The sequence below is a fragment of the Shewanella amazonensis SB2B genome (assembly GCF_000015245.1).
GTDB classification, from domain to species: Bacteria; Pseudomonadota; Gammaproteobacteria; order Enterobacterales; family Shewanellaceae; genus Shewanella; species Shewanella amazonensis.
The window spans coordinates 1066836-1086098 of sequence record NC_008700.1 but is presented as its reverse complement, the minus strand read 5'-3'; the positions used below and the strand labels follow the sequence as shown (position 1 = coordinate 1086098).

Sequence of the window (19263 nt, the reverse complement as noted above, 5' to 3'; positions counted from 1 at the left end):
AGGGGCCAACAGGCCCCCTTTTGATTAACCGGATAGCGCAATGCCCTTACTTCAAGCTATCAATCGCTTCGTCAGAATGCTGCACAGGTTGAATAGCCACCCCGTCAATCAGGCTGACCCACCCTTTAACGATTCGCAGCACAAACCAGGCAAGCACCACTACCAGCGCTGCTGAAGTCATCCAGCCTGTGGGTATCCAATACCAGGCAAGGGAAGCGAAGACTAACCCAAACATTGAGTTGCGTTGCCACTTAAGATGCGTGTCGCAAATGCTGCAGCTATCGCTCTTGCGCAGTGACAGATTCAGCGCCAGAGCAAAGAGCACAGGAAGCACCAGAGGGAATGCACTCATCATCCCATATTGCAAATGAATAAGGCTGGTGTCCTGGGCAGTGGCGTTGGGCAAGCTCAGTTGGGCCATAATGCACTCCGGTAAGGCTGACGAGAAACGGTAAATCGAACCGATTTCAAAACTGTGATCACGGCCCTGATTTAACCTTACTTTCCCATCGGCAAAAGCGCAACCATGGCCCCAAAAAACAGCCCAAGTATAGCCACCATAACTGACTTAAAGCTTAAGGCTGATATTCGAAAGCGCCCGGGCAGAGCACGCCAGCACCATACCATTGGCTTTGTCTTCTTCGGTCAGTGTCATCTCTGACAGCCTCTCAACATCACCCTCCAGCACCTGACACTTACAGGCACCACACACACCGCTGCGACAGGCGGCAATGATGGGTAGCTTAAGCGCCTCAATACCCTCAAGCAGCAAACCCGACTCACCGAGTGGATGCAGCTTATCTCCCACCTTCAGCATAAATCCTTGTCCGCTACTTTTGACGGGCGCTCCCGGCTTGCCAAAGCTTTCCTTGTGGAAGCGCGACATCGCAAATCCTGCATCCCTGACCATAGCCTCTACTGCAGCCATATAGGCCTCGGGGCCACAGACATACAAGGTTCTCTCACGCCAATCACTGACCAGGGAATCCAATCCAGATAGCGTCAAGCGCCCCGGCAGCACGGGGGCATAGGGCCAGTCAGGGCAATTACCCTGTTCAATTACGTACCCGAGACGAAAACCACTGTGGTTGTTCGCCATGGACTCAAGCTTGGGAGCAAATATCAGGTCATCGACGCTCCTGGCGCTGTGAACAAAAGTGATGTCGGCGCCCACACGGGTATCCGTCAGCCAGCGGCTCATACTGAACATCGGCGTAATGCCGCATCCCGCGCTTAAAAATAAATACCTGTCAGCAGGAATATCCACCAGATTAAAACTGCCAGATGGCCCCATGGCATCCAGAGCATGGCCTGGCCTTAAATTATCAATCAGATAATTGGAAACCTTGCCTCCCTCGACCCGTTTAACAGTGATGCTGATGCTGTAGGGCCGGGACGGTGAAGACGACAGCGTATAGGCCCGGCTGTGGGGCTCGCCGCCAATCTCCAGCAACAGGGTGATAAACTGTCCCGGCTTATAACTAAAACGCACAGGCTCCCCTGCGGCTTCAAATCGGAATGTCACCACATCGTGGGTTTCATCAATCCGTTCGATGCAGCAAAGACGAAAAGGCACTGAAGCAGGTAAATCCTGCCAGGATTTGGCTGTCAGAAAAGCAGCGTCCCGGTGTTGACTCATAACTGATTATCCCCAACACAATGAAAGAGACAGCGCTTTGCGCCGTCTTGCATCAACTCAGGCGACATTCAGAATCGCATTCAGATCGGCCTCCACCGTGGTGGTATTTTTAAGACCAAACTTGTCCTCGAGAACCTTGAGCAGATTTGGCGTCAGGAACGCTGGCGGTGTCGGACCGGTGCGAATATTCTTCACCCCCAAAGACAGCAGGGTCAGCAAAATCACTATCGCCTTTTGTTCAAACCAAGACAGCACCAGGCTCAATGGCAGCTCGTTGATATCGCACTCAAACACCTCCGACAGAGCAATCGCCAGCTGAATGGCTGAGTAGGCATCGTTGCACTGGCCAATATCCAGTAGCCTTGGAATGCCGTTGATGTCACCGAACTCCAACTTATTGAACTTGTACTTACCACAGCCCAGAGTCAGGATCAGGCTATCGTTCGGCGTTGCCTTGGCAAAATCGGTAAAGTAACTCCGCTCGGCTTTGTCACCATCACAGCCACCTACCAGGAAGAAGTGGCGGATACTGCCATTTTTCACGTTTTCGACCACGGCCGGAGCTGCTGCCATCAGCGCATTACGGGCGAAACCTATGGTGATCTGATGGGAGATCTCGTCATAGAGAAACCCCTCCAGCGACAACGCTTTCTCAATCACGGCAGAAAAATCATCACCTTCAAGGTGCACAACCCCTGGCCAGCCGACGATGCTGCGGGTAAAGATACGGTCGGCGTATTGGCCAACGTTAGGGTCGATAATGCAGTTTGACGTCATCACCACGGCACCGGGGAAGTTGGCAAATTCCTTTTGCTGGTTTTGCCAGGCGCTGCCGTAGTTGCCTACCAGATGGGGGTATTGCTTAAACTCGGGATATGCCAGCGCTGGCAACATCTCGCCATGGGTGTAAACGTTAATTCCCTTGCCCTGGGTTTGCTTGAGGATAAGCTCAAGGTCTTTCATGTCGTGGCCCGACACCAGAATCGCCTTTCCCTTTACCGGCTTGGTATTTACTTGGGTCGGCTCCGGGTGGCCGAAGGCAGCGGTTTCGCCTTCATCGAGCATAGCCATCACCTTGAAATTCAGCTGACCAATGTCCATGGCGACGGTAAAGAGTGCATCGGCATCCACACTGTCGGTACCCAGGAAGGCCATGATGCGATGAAACTCAGCCGCAATGTCAGCGGATTGCTGCTCCAGCACCCGGGCATGTTCCATGTAGGCGGCAGCGCCTTTCAGACCATAAAGGCACAAAAGCCTTAACGCCATCACATCTTCGTGGATGTCATCCTTACCCAGATTAGGCAGCGCCGCCTTGGCTTGCTCCAGCAGCTCTGGCTTTGAAGTGCCAAGCAGCACAGAGGCACTGTCCGGTAAGGATTCAAGGCGAATACCCGCCTTTTGGGCAGCCTCAGTGCATTGGGTTTTAAGCACGTTGCGCAGACTCTCGGCCTTTCTGGCGTACTCTATGATGCGTTCATCATCGAAATTCACGTTGGTCAGGGTCGCAAAGAAAGCCTTGGGCACAAAGGTATCGGCCTCAGTTGGAGGAAGTCCCAACTCACGGGCTTTCACCGCCCAGGCGGAAACGCCCTTGAGCATATAAATCAGCAGATCTTGCAGGTCTGAGGTTGCTGCCAGCTTGCCGCACATGCCCTGTGCATAGCTGCAACCGTTGCCGGCGGGGGTACGAATGGTCTGTTCACACTGAATACAAAACACGACATGGCTCCTTTTATTTTCATGCTTTATTTATGCATGTTAGGAGCGAAGGATACGGATATTGCTGCATTTAAAAAGCAGCAAAGCTCGGTTCCTTGAAGCAGATCATCTTAAGGAGTTGCTGATTTAAAATAAAAAAAGCGCCTTAATGGCGCTTTTTCAGTATAAAGAACAGCATCTTAAACTGAACGCATATCATTGACCGATTGCAGCATGGCGCGACTCTCGGTAAGGAACTGTTGGGAGTAATTGCCAAACCAGTTTGAAACTTCATTAAAGCGTGCGATAAAGCCTGCCCTATCGCCTGTTTTCAGAAGCTCCAGTGCATCGCGGTAGTTATCGATGAAGTCCGAAATCGCCGTCAGGCTTTCTTCCTGGGCAAAAATAATGTCGGCGTACAGCTCGCCGCTCTGGGCAAAGAGACGCCCCACCATGGCCAGCTCCAGCCGATAAATAGGCGAGCTGAATTCAAGCAGCGTGTCTATATCAGCCTGCTCACGGCACAGGTTCAAGCCATACACAAACGATGAAAAGTGACGCATAGCCTGCACCAGCTGCATCGCCTTATCATGGCGACCCGCATCGGCCTCGACCAGTCTGGCGCCCCAGATGCCAATCTGCTCCATCAGCCATTGGTACTTTTCCGGCGCACGGCCATGGCACACTACCACCACCTGTTTGGCCAAACTGCCCACGTCCGGACCAAACATGGGGTGCAACCCCACCACTGGGCCCTTATGGGTTTCCAGCATGGCCTTGAGTGGCGCCCCTTTGACGGAGGTCAGATCCGCCAAGATACAGTGCTCGGGAAGGTGATCCAGGCGCTCACGGATAAGCGAGCAGGTAGTCGCAATGGGCACTGTCACCAATACCAGACCTGCACCATCGAACAGCTCATCTGCATGGTCCCAGTCATCTTTATCCAAGAGACGCACTTCATAGCCGGAAAGCGCAAACATCTGAGCGAATAAGCGTCCCAGCTGCCCTTGCCCACCTATGATAACAATATGGCCCAGCTCAGGATTGACCTGCTTGAAGCCCACGTCTTTTTCACTCATGTAGGATTCGCGCATCAGGCGTCTCAAGATATCCTCAATCAGCTGTGGACTTACTCCCATGGCTTCGGCTTCGGCGCGACGCTTACCGAGCATGGCCGCTTCCCGTGCAGGCGCGTAAATCGGCAGTCCCGCCGCATGTTTGACTGTGCCAACCTGTGCCACCAAATCAAGACGCTTGCGAAGCAGCGACAGTAACTGGCTGTCGACACCATCAATCAGGCCCCGTAGGTTTTCCAGCTCAGCGGTGGTCTTTTCTGTCATATCAAATATCCTGTCAGCCATTGGCGGCCTTCAGCATAACAAATCTTGAGGGAATAACAGACGCCAGGTTCTCGGCACCTTCACGCAGCAAGGTTTCGGTCGTTTGCCAATCTATGCAGGCATCGGTGACAGAGACGCCGTATTTAAGCTCTGACAGGGGCTTATCACAGGGCTGGTTACCGGCATTGAGATGACTTTCCAGCATCACGCCGATAATGGCGTCACTGCCGGCAGCCACCTGAGCAAACACGTCACGACACACCGGGTCCTGACGATTATGATCTTTGGAAGAATTACCGTGACTGCAATCTATGACCAATTTGGGGTCGAGCCCGGCCCAGCGTACCTGCGCCTCGCATTCGGCCACACTCTCAGCATCATAGTTGGGCTTGCTGCCACCACGCAGAATGATATGGCCATCCGGGTTACCGTTGGTTTGCAAAAGCGCTACCTGACCTTGCTGGTTAATACCCATAAAGCGGTGACCACTGGCGGCCGATTTCATGGCATTGATTGCCACATCCAGCTTGCCATCGGTGCCGTTTTTAAAGCCCACCGGCATAGAAAGGCCCGACGCCATTTCCCTGTGGGTTTGAGACTCTGTGGTGCGGGCGCCAATGGCAGACCAGGTAACAAGCTCTGAAATGTACTGTGGGCTGATGGGGTCGAGCGCCTCTGTGGCCACCGGCAGTTCAAGCTCCGCCAGAAAAATCATCAACTCACGGGCAAGACGAAGTCCCTTTTCCACATCGAAGGACTCATCCATATCAGGGTCGTTAATCATTCCCTTCCAGCCCACAGTAGTACGTGGCTTTTCGAAGTAAACCCGCATCAGAATAAAGAACTCATCTTTGAGCTCGTCATGGAGCTTTTTAAGCTTAAGGGCATATTCCTTGGCGGCGGCAATATCGTGGATTGAGCAAGGACCTGCCACCACCAGCAGCCGCGGGTCGCGCTTGTGTACAATATCTGCCACAGTACGACGGGAGCGCAAAATATACTGGTACCCATGCTCAGACAATGGCAGTTCGCGTTTTAGCTCCTGTGGCGTGATAAGCACCTTTTCGGCGCTGATGTGCACATTGTTGATAGTATCTTGCTGCATGGGATCACCTTCTGTGTTTAACGACGCTGACACTGCCCCATCGACAACCTCAGCTGACATCTCTACGTCCAAAATTTGTATTATTGTAATGTTACACCATTACAACCGAAAGCACAGTGTGCCCGTTTACCTGAACGGGCGCAAGGCCAGTTGATAAAAATTCATTCAAAATTCGCGAAGATGGCGCCAAAAGGCGAGTGGGATGGCTTGGCTTAGAGGAAGTTGCGTTATCGGCACAAACAAAAAACCGCCACGAGGGCGGTTTTTTGTGCGAACACTTGCGTCTTTTTTTGGGCGATTACTTGGTCGCCAGCTTCTCACGGATACGTGCAGACTTACCTGAACGCTCACGCAGATAGTACAGCTTGGCGCGACGAACGCGGCCACGACGCTTAACTTCGATGCTGGAAATCAGAGGGCTGTGAGTTTGGAAAGCACGTTCCACACCTTCACCGTTAGAGATCTTACGAACGGTGAAAGCAGAGTGCAGACCACGGTTACGCTTGGCGATTACAACGCCTTCGAACGCCTGCAGACGCTCTTTGTCACCTTCTTTAACACGTACCTGAACCACTACGGTATCACCTGGGCCAAAATCAGGAACGTCTTTTTTCATTTGCTCATCGTTGAGCATTTTGATGATGTTGTTCATGTAAACTCCATACTAGGATTAACTGAGCTACGACTTCTGTGGACTGTCCATTTCGTCGACAAACTGCGCCAGCAGGCGGGTTTGTTCGTCAGTCAGAGCTAGATTTTCAAATAATTCCGGCCTTCTTAAAAAAGTTCTTCCGAGACTTTGTTTAAGACGCCAGCGTCTAATGTCTTCGTGGTTGCCACCGAGCAGCACTGCCGGCACCTCAAGACCATCCAAAGATTCGGGCCGGGTGTAATGAGGACAATCGAGCAAACCGTCGGAGAAAGAGTCCTGCTCCGCCGAAGCCTGTTTACCCAGCACGCCGGGTACCAGACGGGACACTGCATCAATCAGGGTCATTGCCGGTAACTCACCGCCCGAAAGCACGTAGTCGCCGATTGACCATTCCTCGTCCACTTCAGTCTGAATGATGCGCTCATCGATACCTTCGTAACGTCCGCACACCAAAATCAACTTTTGTGTTTCTGCCAGCTCAGTTGCGCCCCGCTGTGTCAGCTTGCGCCCCTGTGGAGACAGATATATCACCTTGGCTCCGTCACCCGCCGCCGTTCTGGCAGCCTGGATGGCATCTTTCAGTGGTTGCACCATCATCAACATTCCCGGTCCGCCGCCATAAGGCCTGTCGTCCACGGTTCTGTGTCTGTCATGGGTGAAATCACGGGGATTCCACGTGTGCAACTCCAGCAGGCCATTTTTGATGGCCCGACCCGTGACCCCAAAATCAGTGATGGCACGAAACATTTCGGGAAACAGGGTGATTACCCCTAACCACATGTTTGGTACCTCGATTTAGAAGTCAGGATCCCAATCCACAATAATCTGTTTTTCTGACAGTTTGACCTCAAGGACAAACTGGTCAGGCAGATACGGAATCATACGTTCCGTTTTGCCGAAAGCATCTTTGGCGTTGGCCTTGACCATGAGTACGTCGTTGGAGCCTGTTTCCAGGATCTGATCAACTTTACCCAGGTTGTAACCCTTGGTATTGAGTACCTCACAGCCAATGAGATCGCGCCAATAGAACTCGTCTTCGGGCAACTCAGGCATTTGTTCGGCCAGGATCCCAATCTCACAGTTGGTGAGCATTTGAGCCTGCTCCCGGTTGCTGACTCCCTCAAGCTCGGCGACGACCGCCTTGCCGTGGAAGCGCCACTGGGACACCTTCACCTCACGCCATTCGCCATGTTCTTTAAGGAACCATGGAGAATAGTCGAAAATACCTTCAACGGAATCGGTATAGGCGGTGATCTTCATCCAACCCTTTACGCCGTAAGTAGAGCCGATTTTGCCTACTACTACAGGTTGTTGATTACTGCTCATCAATCTATACCTTCACGCCATTAAGCAGCAGCTTTACGGGCGTCTTTGATCAGCTTGGCTACGCGATCGGTAGTAGAAGCACCGTTGCCAACCCAGTGATCAACGCGATCCAGATCCAGACGCAGAGTTTCTTCCTGACCTTTGGCCAGTGGGTTGAAGAAACCAACGCGCTCGATGAAACGGCCGTCACGGGCGTTACGAGAGTCAGTTACTACGATGTTGTAGAAAGGACGCTTTTTAGCGCCGCCGCGAGCTAAACGAATGGTAACCATGCGTTTTTTTTCCTCTAATGATTTGCCAGAAGCAAAAATAAAAACTGGAACCCCGTGTTCGCAGAAGAGTCCCAGCAAGAAAGCCGGAGAATTTTACCTGAGTTTCAGGCGAATGCAACCGAAAGTGGCCAATTTTACGGCTGCATTGAGTCCGGGCTTAACGCCCGGGAAGCTTCATGCCGCCGGGCATCATACCACCCATGGCGCGCATCATTTTCTGCATTCCACCCTTGGAAGACATCTTCTTCATCATTTTCTGCATCTGGGTGAACTGCTTAAGCAGACGGTTAACGTCTTGAATTTGTGTGCCACTACCCGCTGCAATGCGACGCTTGCGGGAGCCCTTGATGATATCAGGATTCTGACGTTCGCCCGGTGTCATGGAGTTAATAATAGCCTCCATTTGGCGGGTCATTTTACCATCCTGAATTTGTGCCATGGCTTCCGGTGGCAGCTGACCAACGCCGGGCAATTTTTCCAGCAGTCCCATCATGCCGCCCATGTTTTTCATCTGCTGCAGCTGCTCGCGGAAGTCTTCGAGGTCGAAATTGCCACCCGATTTGACCTTGGAGGCCAGCTTCATGGCTTTTTCTTTATCAACGCCGCGCTCTACCTGCTCAATCAGGGAAAGTACGTCACCCATGCCAAGGATGCGCGAGGCTACACGGTCAGGGTGGAATGGCTCCAGCGCATCTGTCTTTTCGCCGACACCGAGGAACTTAATGGGCTTGCCAGTAATGTGGCGGATAGACAACGCCGCACCACCGCGGGCATCACCGTCCACCTTGGTCAGTACCACACCAGTCAACGGCAGCGCCTCGTTAAAGGCCTTGGCGGTGTTGGCTGCATCCTGACCCGTCATGGCGTCTACCACGAACAGCGTTTCGATAGGCTTGACTGCTGCATGCAGTGCCTTGATTTCATCCATCATGGCTTCATCGACGTGCAATCGGCCCGCGGTATCGAGGATCACTACATCAATGAATTTCAGCTTGGCGTGCGAAATAGCCGCATTGGCGATGTCGATGGGCTTTTGGCTCACATCGGAGGGGAAGAATTCCACTTCCACTTCTTTGGCCAGGGTTTCGAGCTGCTTGATTGCCGCAGGGCGGTAAACGTCGGCACTGACCACCAGTACAGATTTTTTCTGACGGGTACGCAGGAATTTGGACAACTTGGCCACAGAGGTGGTTTTACCCGCACCCTGTAGACCTGCCATCATGATCACAGCCGGGGGCTGGGCGGCAAGATTCAGGGCCTCGTTGGCCTCACCCATCGCCTTTTCAAGCTCGCTTTGAACGATTTTGACAAACACCTGACCGGGCGTCAGGCTCTTGGCCACGTCCTGGCCCACTGCGCGCTCTTTAACGGCGTTCACAAATTCACGGACAACCGGCAAGGCCACATCGGCCTCAAGGAGCGCCATACGGACTTCCCGCAGGGTGTCTTTAATGTTGTCTTCCGTTAAGCGACCGCGACCGCTGATGGTCTTCAGCGTACGCGACAGTCTGTCGGTCAGGTTCTCAAACATCGTCCTGTGCAAACCTTTAATAATGTCAAATGTGGGCTTGTATTATAGCGATGCCTGCGGTTTATGCTACCTGTCCGCTTGCCTGTATGGATGCCGAGCAGAGAATACTTCGGCTAACAATCAGAATTGGCTAAAATTTGCAACTTACATCACTGCCCATTTGCGCAAGGGTCGTGTTATTCTAACTTCCAAATCAGCAATCCCGCTTTCGCATCGCGAAGCCCAAGAGAAACTAAAAGCAGGTTGTAATCCATGGTTCTTTTCTCTGCGTCAGCCATGTTCTTCTACTGTATCGCCCTGATACTGGTGACCAGTCGACTGTTTCACGCCGAAGGCCCAAACCGCCGTGCCGTTGCCGCCGTCGCATCCATCGCGGTGGTATTGCACGCCGCCGCCCTGCAGCAAGCCATCTTTACCGACGATGGTCAGAACTTCAGCCTCACCAACGTGATTTCACTGGTGAACTGGATTATCGCTTTCACCTTCAGCGTGCTGATTTTCCGTCTGAAAGTGATAGTGGTTGTGCCCGTGGTATATGCCTGTTCTGTATTGTCGGTGGCTCTCTTATGGTTGGTGCCTCCCAAATACATTACCCACTTTGAGCACAATCCCGAGGTGCTGGCCCACGTGGTGCTGTCACTCATGGCCTACAGTGCACTGATGATTGCAGCACTGTACGCCATTCAGCTGGCGATGATCCAAAACAAGCTCAAGAAAAAGCAGCTGATATTAAGCCCGGCCATGCCGCCACTGATGACAGTGGAAAAGCAGCTGTACCATTTGGTGATCATTGGCGTGATCCTGCTCAGCCTGGGTCTGGCGACCGGCTTTATCTTCCTCGACGACATGTTTGCCGAGGGTAAAGGTCATAAGGCCATTCTCTCCATCATGGCCTGGTTTGTGTACATCGCCATGCTGTGGCAGCAATACTCAGTGGGTTGCCGTATCCGTACCGCCATCGCCTACACCCTGACCGGCGCCACCCTGTTGTCGCTGGCCTATTTTGGCGCCCGCATCGTCAAGGAACTCATTCTCAGTTAAGTCCCCGTCCGGGGGCTTAGCCCCTTGGCTAACTTGACACCCCTTTAAAATGCCAGTATTTACTTACATCTCCTGGCCATAGTGGAGCCTTTGCTTGGACGCGATATCGACCGGAACACTCCTGCTGTCGCTTTTAGTGTTAATCCTCATTTCTGCCTATTTCTCTGGCTCTGAAACGGCCATGATGTCTTTGAACCGCTATCGGCTCAGACATTTGGCCAGCAACGGACACAAGGGCGCCAAACGCGCATCCAAGCTGCTGGACCGCCCCGACCGCCTGATTGGCCTTATCCTGATTGGTAACAACCTGGTGAACATCCTCGCCTCCGCCATAGCGACCATTATTGGTATGCGGATATGGGGCGACGTGGGTGTGGCCATCGCCACAGGTTTGCTGACCGTGGTAGTGCTGGTATTTGCCGAAGTCACCCCAAAGACAGTGGCCGCGCTGCATCCTGAGCGCATCGCTTACCCCTCGAGCCTGCTGCTTAAATGGCTGCTGGTGATATTGCAGCCCCTGGTGAAGGTGATGAATATCATCACCTCCGGCATTTTGCGGCTTATTGGTATTCGCAACGTGGCGACCAATGATGCCCTCAGCCAGGAAGAACTGCGCACTGTGGTACACGAGGCCGGCGCCCTTATCCCCCAGCGTCACCAGGACATGCTGCTGTCAATACTCGACCTCGAGAAGGTGACGGTGGAAGACATCATGATCCCCCGCGCCGAAATTTATGCCATCAACGTCAACGATGACTTCAAACAGATTAACCGTCAGGTGGTCACCAGCCCCCATACCCGGGTACTGGTATACCGCGACACCATAGACGACGCCGTAGGCTTTATTCACCTGAGAGACGCCTTACGCCTGCAGTCCAAGGAAGAGTTCAGCAAAGCCACTCTGCTCAGAGCTGTAAAAGAACTCTACTTTATCCCCGAGGGCACCCCCCTTAACGTGCAACTGGCCAACTTCCAGCATAACAAGGAACGTATTGGTCTGGTGGTCGATGAATACGGTGATATTCAGGGTCTGGTCACACTGGAAGACATTCTTGAAGAGATTGTGGGTGATTTCACCACCTCTATGGTGCCGACTGCCAGTGAAGAGATCCATCCTCAGGAAGATGGCAGCCTGCTTATCGATGCGAGTATCAACATCCGCGAGCTGAATAAAGAAATGAAGTGGGAACTGCCCACTGACGGCCCGAAAACGCTGAACGGCCTTATCCTCGAATACCTGGAAGACATCCCCTCCCCCAATACCAGTTTACGCCTCGAAGGCTACCCCATTGAGGTGATGGAAGTGGCCGAAAATATGGTGAAAACCGTGAGGGTGATGCCGGATCTGTATCAGGCCCCCGATAACGCAAAAAAGACGCCATGAGCGTCTTTTTTCTTATCATGTCTCTTTCAATCAAGCGGTCTTGCGGCTCGCTTCAAGCACTCTTCGCAGCGCTATGGCCTGTGGCGTAATCTCACGCTCGAGCGCTTTTTCAAATCCCAATGCAAAATACACCTCAGCCATCAAAAAGAAAGGTCCAATCAACAGCTGATTCATATCATCCACAAACGCCGGCTTGGCCTTTTCGTACTTGTGACCAATCAGTTGGAACACCCAGCCAATCACAAACACGACAGCGGCAATCCAGGCGGCGTGGGGGACTGTCGCCATCATGTCTGAGGTGTAAAGCACCGGCAGGATAAACATCAGCATGCCAACGGCAAGGCGCAGGTGCAGTTTAAGGTAGTAAGCCAGCACGACCAAAGTAAACACCATTGCCGCGCTGGCCTCGCCAAAGCCGCCAAGCTCAAAGCGGATCAGCCCAAGCCAGACAAAGGCCGACCAGATGATAAGGGGAATACCAACAAAGTGGGTTTTAATGTTGTTGGGGTTCAGGTGCACACTCTTATAGCGTGCCAGTTGCTCTGCTGCTGTCTTCATAAGGCTCTCACTGGCATGGATTCTTATTGTGGTTTTACTGACCAATAGCGGACCAAACACACTATTTGGTACGGATGTACCAGTAAAGCAAAGAAAGCCTTCATTAACAAGCCACCTTTCACCAGCCACAAAAAAAGGGAGCCAGGCTCCCTTAAACTTACGCACTCAACAGAGTATGGCGGTTGCCACCGCATAATGCCGCTCATCGGCGATGGACAGGCGGATTTGGCTGCCGCCCAGCTGCTGCATCCGCTCAAGGGCGCCGTCACTCAGGCGTACACAGGGGGCACCAAACTCATCGCTGTAGGTCTCGATATGTTGAAACGACACGCCACGACCTATGCCTGTACCCAGCGCCTTGGCCACCGCTTCCTTGGCGGCAAAGCGCTTGGCAAGATACAACTCGCGCTGACCGCTGCCGACAAAAATCGCCAGTTCGGATTCCGTCAGTATCCGCTTGGCGAGCCTGTCGCCACCGCGCTCAAGTTGGCTGCGGATACGTTCAATCTCAACTATGTCTGTCCCCAGCCCGAGCACTGACATTATTCGCCCCGACGACCTTCAAGCATCAGCTGCTTCATGTCGCGCACGGCCTTCTCCAGGCCATCGATTGCACTGCGGGCGACAATGGCGTGGCCAATATTGAGCTCATACAGCTCAGGAATGGCGGCGATGGGCTTGACGTTGTGGTAGTGCAAACCGTGACCGGCATTCACGGTAATCCCCAAACCATGGGCGTATTTGGCCATGGATGCGATGCGCTCAAGCTCTATTTCGGCTTCGGCCTCGGTGTGGGCATCGGCATAACGGCCGGTGTGGATTTCGATATAGGGTGCCCCCACTTCGTGCGCCGCATCGATTTGGGTCTTGTCGGCATCGATAAAGAGCGACACCAGAATACCCTGGGCTGTCAAACGCTCAACAGCAGCGCGGATTTTATCCTTCTGCCCAGCTACATCCAGACCGCCTTCAGTAGTCAGCTCTTCACGCTTCTCAGGCACCAAACACACATAGGTGGGTTTAACCTCACAGGCGATATTGAGCATCTCCTCGGTAACAGCACACTCGAAATTCATCCTTGTTTTAAGGGTTTTGGCCAACAGGTACACATCGCGGTCAATGATATGGCGCCTGTCTTCACGCAGGTGAATGGTGATGCCATCGGCGCCGGCATGCTCAGCCACGGCAGCAGCGTGTACTGGGTCCGGGTAGTTGGTGCCACGAGCCTGGCGCAGGGTGGCGATGTGGTCGATGTTCACGCCCAGAAGAATGCGGCTCATCGGGTACTCCTTCAGAATTGTCTTGGCAATATTGACTGCATTGTACTGAATCACTCCGAGCCTTGATATAGGCAGCTATGTATTTGCCTCTGGCAGCAAACGCTTGTGTGAACTCAGCTTTTGTTTCGATTGGCGAAGAGCTGCCGGCTGACCAAGGGCTTATTGCCAACAAAGGGGGCCAATAGAAACCTGAGCAACTGCCTTGCTGCGGCAAAATCGGCCTCGGAGAGATTCTTCTCGGCCAAAGCAAGAATCGCCCGACCGGAAATGGCTTTTTCCAGTGTACTTGGGGCAAGGCCTCCCTCGGGGCAGGGCCTGTAGGCACATTCGGCACTGATGGCCGTGCCAAGGGTATCATCCGAGAGCGATGGACAGGCGCCAAGCTCTTCAAGCAGTGACAGCTCAAAGTATCTCAGCTGACTTTGGCAAAACCCCTTGGCCATGGACATCAGTGTCTGGTGGTAGCTGAAAAACAGCCCCTCGCCCGCATGACTGTGGCTGAGGCAGCGCATCAGGAGTTCATTGAGGTACATAGCGGCATAGAGAGCGTCGCCCTGCAGCGGAATCGCCGGGGCATAGGCTTCGGGCTGAATAAGGGTTCTGAGTTCTCCCTTGCCCGACAGTGAAAACAGTAAAGGCTGGAAGGGTTGCAGCAGCGCCCGACTGGAGCGCTTGCCGCTGCCGAGCCGCGCAATGGCATCGACCCGACCTGCGCCATCCACCAAGAGGTTTACGATGGCGCTGTTTTCCCGATAGGGACGCGAATGCAGCAGGTAACCCCTTTCCATCGCGGCCCCGGGATTAATCTTCGCCGTAACCCAGACTGCGAAGGGCCCGCTCGTCGTCGGCCCAGCCGGATTTCACCTTCACCCAAACCTCAAGGAATACCTTGTTATCGAACAGGCGCTCCATGTCTTTGCGGGCCTCGGTGGCAATGGTGCGAATACGCTCGCCTTTTTTACCAATGACCATACGTTTCTGGCCATCGCGCTCAACCAGTACCAGGGCATTGATTTGGTAAACACCGTTTTCCATCATCTTGAACTGTTCGATTTCCACCGTGGCATCGTAAGGCAGTTCATCGCCGAGGAAGCGCATCAGCTTTTCACGGACAATCTCAGAGGCCATAAAGCGCTGGCTGCGGTCGGTAACATAGTCTTCGGGGAAGAAGAACACAGACTCGGGCAGCGATTCACGGGCCAAATCCAGCAGCCGCTCTACATTAGAGCCCTGTTTGGCCGACACTGGCACTATGTCATCGAAGGGGTATTTCTTGGATACTTCGATAAGGTATGGGAACAGATCTTCTTTTTCCTTGATGCCATCAACCTTGTTGATGGCCAGCACTGTCTTGCGATGCTCACCGCCGCGGCGCAGCTTGTTCAGCACCATTTCATCGTCGGCAGTCCATTCCATGCCGTCCACGACAAAGATGACCATGGACACATCGGCCAGGGAGCTGGCAGCAGCACGGTTCATCAGGCGGTTGATGGCACGCTTTTCTTCAATGTGCAGACCAGGGGTATCAATAAAGACGATTTGATTCGGTCCTTCGGTATGAATACCCATAATGCGGTGACGGGTGGTCTGGGGCTTACGGGAAGTAATACTGATTTTTTGCTTCAGCAACTTGTTGAGCAAGGTGGATTTACCTACGTTGGGACGACCAACGATGGCTACCATGCCACAATAGGTCACATCGTAGTGCTCTTCGGGTTGATTCTGGCTGTTCATCTGTGCCAGCAAATCTTCCAGGCTTGGTTCGTTTTCCGGTACGCCTGGTGCGGGTTTCTTGCTCATTGATTCAATAATTCCAAAACTTGTGCCGCCGCCATTTGTTCGGCTTTACGGCGAGAACTGCCAACACCCACGACGGCATCGGCAAGGTCGGTCACCCGGCATTCCACGGTAAAGGTCTGATCGTGCGCCTCACCTTCTACCTGGGTCACCTGATATTCAGGCAGGGGCTTTTTCATTCCCTGCAGATACTCCTGAAGCAGGGTCTTGGCATCCTTTTGGCCAACCCCGGGCTTGATGTCGGCAAGCCTGGTTTCGTACCAGCCCAGCAATAAACTGCGGCAGGTTTCAAGGTCCGCATCCAAATAGACGGCACCTATGATGGCTTCCACCGCATCCGCCAGGATAGACTCCCGGCGGAAACCACCGCTCTTGAGCTCTCCCGGGCCCAGATTGAGGTAATCCCCCAGCTTGAATTCCTTGGCAATCACCGCCAGGGTATCGCCCCGCACTAGGGTGGCGCGCATACGGCTCAGGTCACCTTCCGTGGCCTTGGGGAACTGATGAAACAGCGCATCGGATATCACGATGGAGAGAATGGAATCACCCAAAAACTCCAGCCGTTCGTTATGCTGGTTTGAGGCACTTCTGTGAGTCAGTGCCTGCTCAAGCAGACGGATATCGCTGAACTCATAGCCCAGAGTCCGGCACAGTCGCGGCAGATTTTTAATCGGCTCCATCATGCTCACTGGATACCGCCTACGCGCTCAAAACGCACACCTGTGGGCACCCAGGTTGGCAGGGTGTCAGATGGCTTGCGGTCAAACTCAAAGCTAATCCAAATGGCCACGGCCTTACCCACAAGGTTCTCTTCGGGCACAAAGCCCCAAAAACGGCTGTCGGTACTGTTGTCGCGGTTATCACCCATCACAAAGTATTGGCCTTCCGGCACCACAAATTCACCCGCTGGCACACTGCCTTTGCGGTAGAACATGCCGCGCATGTCGGGGCGGGCTGGATTAATCAAAATTTCGTGCTCAACGTCGCCAAGCTGCTCTTTGTAATGCTTAAGACGCACGCCATCCTGCACAAACTCGCTGTCGCCAAGGGCAATACGGTCAACCTTGGCTGGGACGCTCTGGCAGATCTCGCCTTCAACACAGGCTCGCTGAATGTAGAGCTCTTTGTTTTGATAAAACACGCGGTCTCCCGGCAGGCCTACCACACGCTTAATATAGTCAATTCTGGGATCTTCAGGGTATTTGAAGACCACCACATCACCGCGCTCCGGCTTACCTGTGGCGATAACCTCTTTGCGCCACATAGGCTCTTTGATGCCGTAGCTGAATTTTTCCACCAGAATAAAGTCCCCCACCAACAGGGTTGGCATCATGGAGCCGGACGGAATTTGAAAAGGTTCATACAGGAACGAACGCAGCACCAATACAAAGGCGATGACCGGGAACACAGAGTGTGCGGTTTCGACTATGTAGGGTTCCTTGGTGATGGCTTCGACAGCGTCTTCTGACAGGTTGGCATCGCCGGACTGAGCCACAGCCAATGCGGCCTTGCGCTTAGGGGCCTGAAACAACACATCAAACAGCCAAATCAACCCTGACACCAGGGTGACTATCACCAGAATTTGTGAAAAATACGCAGCCATTAACGGGTTAACTCCTTGGCATTAAAAGTGATTGGCTTAACTCTGCGGCAAACGAATTTGACTCAGAGCCAGTCGCTTTGGTGAGCACACCCAAAAGATCTGCTAACCAAAGCGCCGCATACTGCGGCGCCTTTATCGTTGTTTTACCTAAGCAGGGCTTAGGGAAGCAAGTAAAAGAGTGTGATCATTCGTTAAGCTTGAGCACCGCGAGGAAGGCTTCCTGAGGTACTTCCACGTTACCCAGTTGCTTCATCCGCTTCTTACCTTCTTTCTGCTTCTGCAACAGTTTCTTCTTACGGGACACGTCACCACCGTAACACTTGGCGGTTACGTCTTTACGCAAGGCCTTCACGGTGGAGCGGGCGACAACCTGGTTACCAACGGCCGCCTGAATGGCGATATCAAACATCTGCCTTGGGATCAGCTCTTTCATCTTGTCCACCAGGGCAATACCCTTGTGGCGGATGTTGGAGCGGTGAATGATCATCGCCAGCGCGTCCACGCGGTCGCCGTTGATCAGCACGTCCAGACGCACCATGTCGGCGGGCTCGAAGCGGATAAAGTTATATTCCAGCGAGGCATAACCACGGCTGGTCGACTTGAGTCGGTCGAAGAAGTCCATCACCACTTCAGCGGCTGGGATATCGTAAGTCAGGGCCACCTGGTTACCGTGGTAAACCATGTTCTTCTGTACGCCGCGCTTCTCGATACACAGGGTGATCACGTTACCCAGATACTCTTTCGGCACCAGAATGTTGGCCTGAACGATAGGCTCACGCATCTCTTCGATGTAATTGGTGGCCGGCAGATCCGACGGGTTATCCACGTACAGGGTTTCGCCGTTGGTGAGCAGCACTTCGTATTCCACGGTAGGGGCCGTGGTGATGAGGTCCAGATCGTATTCACGCTCCAGACGTTCCTGAATGATTTCCATGTGCAGCAGACCCAGGTAACCGATACGGAAACCAAAGCCCAGAGCCGAAGAGGTTTCTGGCTCAAACTGCAAAGAAGCATCGTTGAGGCTGAGCTTGTTGAGCGCATCACGGAAGCTTTCGTAGTCGTCGGTGGAGATGGTAAACACACCGGCGTATACCTGAGGCTTCGCCTTCTTAAAGCCCGGCAGCGGTTTGTCGGCACCGTGCTTGGCCAGGGTCAGGGTATCACCCACGGGCGCGCCGTGAATTTCTTTGATGCCAGCGATAACATAACCAACCTGACCGGTTTTAAGTTCAGCCTGGTCTTTCATCTTCGGTGTGAAGATACCGACGCGATCCGCGTTGTACGCCTGGCCTGTACTCATCACCTTGAACTTGTCGCCCTTCTTGAGCACACCGTTCTTGATACGCACCAACGACACAACGCCAAGGTAGCTGTCGAACCAGGAGTCGATGATAAGCGCCTGCAGTGGCGCCTCAGGGTCGCCTTCCGGCGACGGGATCTGCGCCACTATGGTCTCGAGTACTTCACCGATACCGACACCTGTCTTGGCAGAGCAGCGCACCGCATCTGTGGCTTCGATACCGACTATGTCTTCAATCTCGGCGGCCACACGCTCAGGCTCGGCCTGGGGCAGGTCGATTTTGTTCAATACCGGCACCACTTCCAGATCCATTTCCAGTGCCGTGTAACAGTTGGCCAGTGTCTGGGCTTCTACGCCCTGACCGGCATCCACCACCAAGAGCGCGCCTTCACAGGCAGCAAGAGAACGGGATACTTCATAGGAGAAGTCCACGTGGCCGGGGGTATCAATGAAGTTCAGCTGATAGGTCTCACCATTTTTAGCAGTGTAGTCCAGGGTCACACTCTGGGCTTTAATGGTAATGCCACGCTCACGCTCAAGATCCATGGAATCCAGGACCTGTTCGGCCATCTCACGGTCCGTCAGACCACCACACACCTGAATAAGGCGATCAGACAGAGTGGACTTGCCGTGGTCGATGTGGGCAATGATGGAGAAGTTTCTAATGTGTTTCATTCTTCGGTAATGACCAAACTAAAAATGGAAGACAAAATCAAAGGTGCGAAATTGTACCC

At 53.3% G+C, this 19263-nt stretch carries 20 protein-coding genes; 2 read left to right on the top strand and 18 right to left on the bottom strand.

The window, feature by feature from the left end; translation table 11 throughout:
• Positions 1 to 46 precede the first annotated feature (46 nt).
• The 10 genes from SAMA_RS04685 to ffh all read right to left on the bottom strand — a co-directional run bounded on the left by SAMA_RS04685 (position 47) and on the right by ffh (position 9566).
• Entirely contained in the window at positions 47 to 421 is a 375-nt protein-coding gene (locus tag SAMA_RS04685) for a hypothetical protein (protein WP_011759014.1), read from the bottom strand.
• Between the two features lie 147 nt (positions 422 to 568).
• Positions 569 to 1639: a hybrid-cluster NAD(P)-dependent oxidoreductase gene (locus SAMA_RS04680; protein ID WP_011759013.1), complete on the bottom strand. Its 1071-nt coding sequence runs from the start codon at positions 1637 to 1639 to the stop codon at positions 569 to 571.
• A 57-nt stretch (positions 1640 to 1696) separates the two neighbouring features.
• A complete protein-coding gene (gene hcp, locus SAMA_RS04675; RefSeq protein ID WP_011759012.1) occupies positions 1697 to 3361 on the bottom strand; it encodes a hydroxylamine reductase in 1665 nt (554 codons plus the stop codon).
• Positions 3362 to 3540: 179 nt separating this feature from the next.
• Positions 3541 to 4680 (bottom strand): bifunctional chorismate mutase/prephenate dehydrogenase, encoded by a 1140-nt coding sequence (gene tyrA, locus SAMA_RS04670; protein WP_011759011.1) that lies wholly within the window; start codon positions 4678 to 4680, stop codon positions 3541 to 3543.
• Between the two features lie 13 nt (positions 4681 to 4693).
• Complete coding sequence (locus SAMA_RS04665) at positions 4694 to 5785, bottom strand: 3-deoxy-7-phosphoheptulonate synthase (protein WP_011759010.1); 1092 nt, start codon at positions 5783 to 5785, stop codon at positions 4694 to 4696.
• A gap of 298 nt (positions 5786 to 6083) precedes the next feature.
• Complete coding sequence (gene rplS, locus SAMA_RS04660) at positions 6084 to 6437, bottom strand: 50S ribosomal protein L19 (protein ID WP_011759009.1); 354 nt, start codon at positions 6435 to 6437, stop codon at positions 6084 to 6086.
• 27 nt (positions 6438 to 6464) lie between these two features.
• Positions 6465 to 7217 (bottom strand): tRNA (guanosine(37)-N1)-methyltransferase TrmD, encoded by a 753-nt coding sequence (gene trmD, locus SAMA_RS04655; RefSeq protein WP_011759008.1) that lies wholly within the window; start codon positions 7215 to 7217, stop codon positions 6465 to 6467.
• A 15-nt stretch (positions 7218 to 7232) separates the two neighbouring features.
• A complete protein-coding gene (rimM, locus tag SAMA_RS04650; protein WP_011759007.1) occupies positions 7233 to 7763 on the bottom strand; it encodes a ribosome maturation factor RimM in 531 nt (176 codons plus the stop codon).
• 20 nt (positions 7764 to 7783) lie between these two features.
• Positions 7784 to 8035: a 30S ribosomal protein S16 gene (gene rpsP / locus SAMA_RS04645; protein ID WP_011759006.1), complete on the bottom strand. Its 252-nt coding sequence runs from the start codon at positions 8033 to 8035 to the stop codon at positions 7784 to 7786.
• Positions 8036 to 8192: 157 nt separating this feature from the next.
• Entirely contained in the window at positions 8193 to 9566 is a 1374-nt protein-coding gene (ffh, locus tag SAMA_RS04640) for a signal recognition particle protein (protein WP_011759005.1), read from the bottom strand.
• Positions 9567 to 9818: 252 nt separating this feature from the next.
• Between ffh and SAMA_RS04635 the strand changes: the two genes are divergently transcribed.
• Positions 9819 to 10607, top strand: a complete 789-nt coding sequence (locus SAMA_RS04635) for a cytochrome C assembly family protein (protein WP_011759004.1) — start codon at positions 9819 to 9821, stop codon at positions 10605 to 10607.
• A gap of 94 nt (positions 10608 to 10701) precedes the next feature.
• A complete protein-coding gene (locus tag SAMA_RS04630) occupies positions 10702 to 11991 on the top strand; it encodes an HlyC/CorC family transporter (protein ID WP_011759003.1) in 1290 nt (429 codons plus the stop codon).
• Positions 11992 to 12021: 30 nt separating this feature from the next.
• Here the strand turns inward: SAMA_RS04630 and SAMA_RS04625 are convergent, their stop codons facing one another.
• The 8 genes from SAMA_RS04625 to lepA all read right to left on the bottom strand — a co-directional run bounded on the left by SAMA_RS04625 (position 12022) and on the right by lepA (position 19204).
• Positions 12022 to 12549, bottom strand: a complete 528-nt coding sequence (locus SAMA_RS04625; protein WP_011759002.1) for an Mpo1 family 2-hydroxy fatty acid dioxygenase — start codon at positions 12547 to 12549, stop codon at positions 12022 to 12024.
• Between the two features lie 165 nt (positions 12550 to 12714).
• Positions 12715 to 13092 (bottom strand): holo-ACP synthase, encoded by a 378-nt coding sequence (gene acpS, locus SAMA_RS04620; protein ID WP_011759001.1) that lies wholly within the window; start codon positions 13090 to 13092, stop codon positions 12715 to 12717.
• Positions 13092 to 13829 (bottom strand): pyridoxine 5'-phosphate synthase, encoded by a 738-nt coding sequence (pdxJ, locus tag SAMA_RS04615; protein WP_011759000.1) that lies wholly within the window; start codon positions 13827 to 13829, stop codon positions 13092 to 13094. Before pdxJ ends, acpS begins: the two co-directional genes overlap by 1 nt.
• Before the next feature lie 113 nt (positions 13830 to 13942).
• Positions 13943 to 14617 (bottom strand): DNA repair protein RecO, encoded by a 675-nt coding sequence (gene recO, locus SAMA_RS04610; RefSeq protein ID WP_011758999.1) that lies wholly within the window; start codon positions 14615 to 14617, stop codon positions 13943 to 13945.
• Positions 14618 to 14630: 13 nt separating this feature from the next.
• Positions 14631 to 15629 (bottom strand): GTPase Era, encoded by a 999-nt coding sequence (era, locus tag SAMA_RS04605; RefSeq protein ID WP_011758998.1) that lies wholly within the window; start codon positions 15627 to 15629, stop codon positions 14631 to 14633.
• Positions 15626 to 16306 carry a ribonuclease III gene (gene rnc / locus SAMA_RS04600; protein ID WP_011758997.1) on the bottom strand — a complete coding sequence of 227 codons (681 nt, stop codon included), beginning with the start codon at positions 16304 to 16306 and terminating at the stop codon, positions 15626 to 15628. Before rnc ends, era begins: the two co-directional genes overlap by 4 nt.
• A gap of 5 nt (positions 16307 to 16311) precedes the next feature.
• Positions 16312 to 17229 carry a signal peptidase I gene (gene lepB, locus SAMA_RS04595; protein WP_011758996.1) on the bottom strand — a complete coding sequence of 306 codons (918 nt, stop codon included), beginning with the start codon at positions 17227 to 17229 and terminating at the stop codon, positions 16312 to 16314.
• 184 nt (positions 17230 to 17413) lie between these two features.
• Positions 17414 to 19204, bottom strand: a complete 1791-nt coding sequence (lepA, locus tag SAMA_RS04590) for a translation elongation factor 4 (protein ID WP_011758995.1) — start codon at positions 19202 to 19204, stop codon at positions 17414 to 17416.
• Between the last annotated feature and the right edge of the window lie 59 nt (positions 19205 to 19263).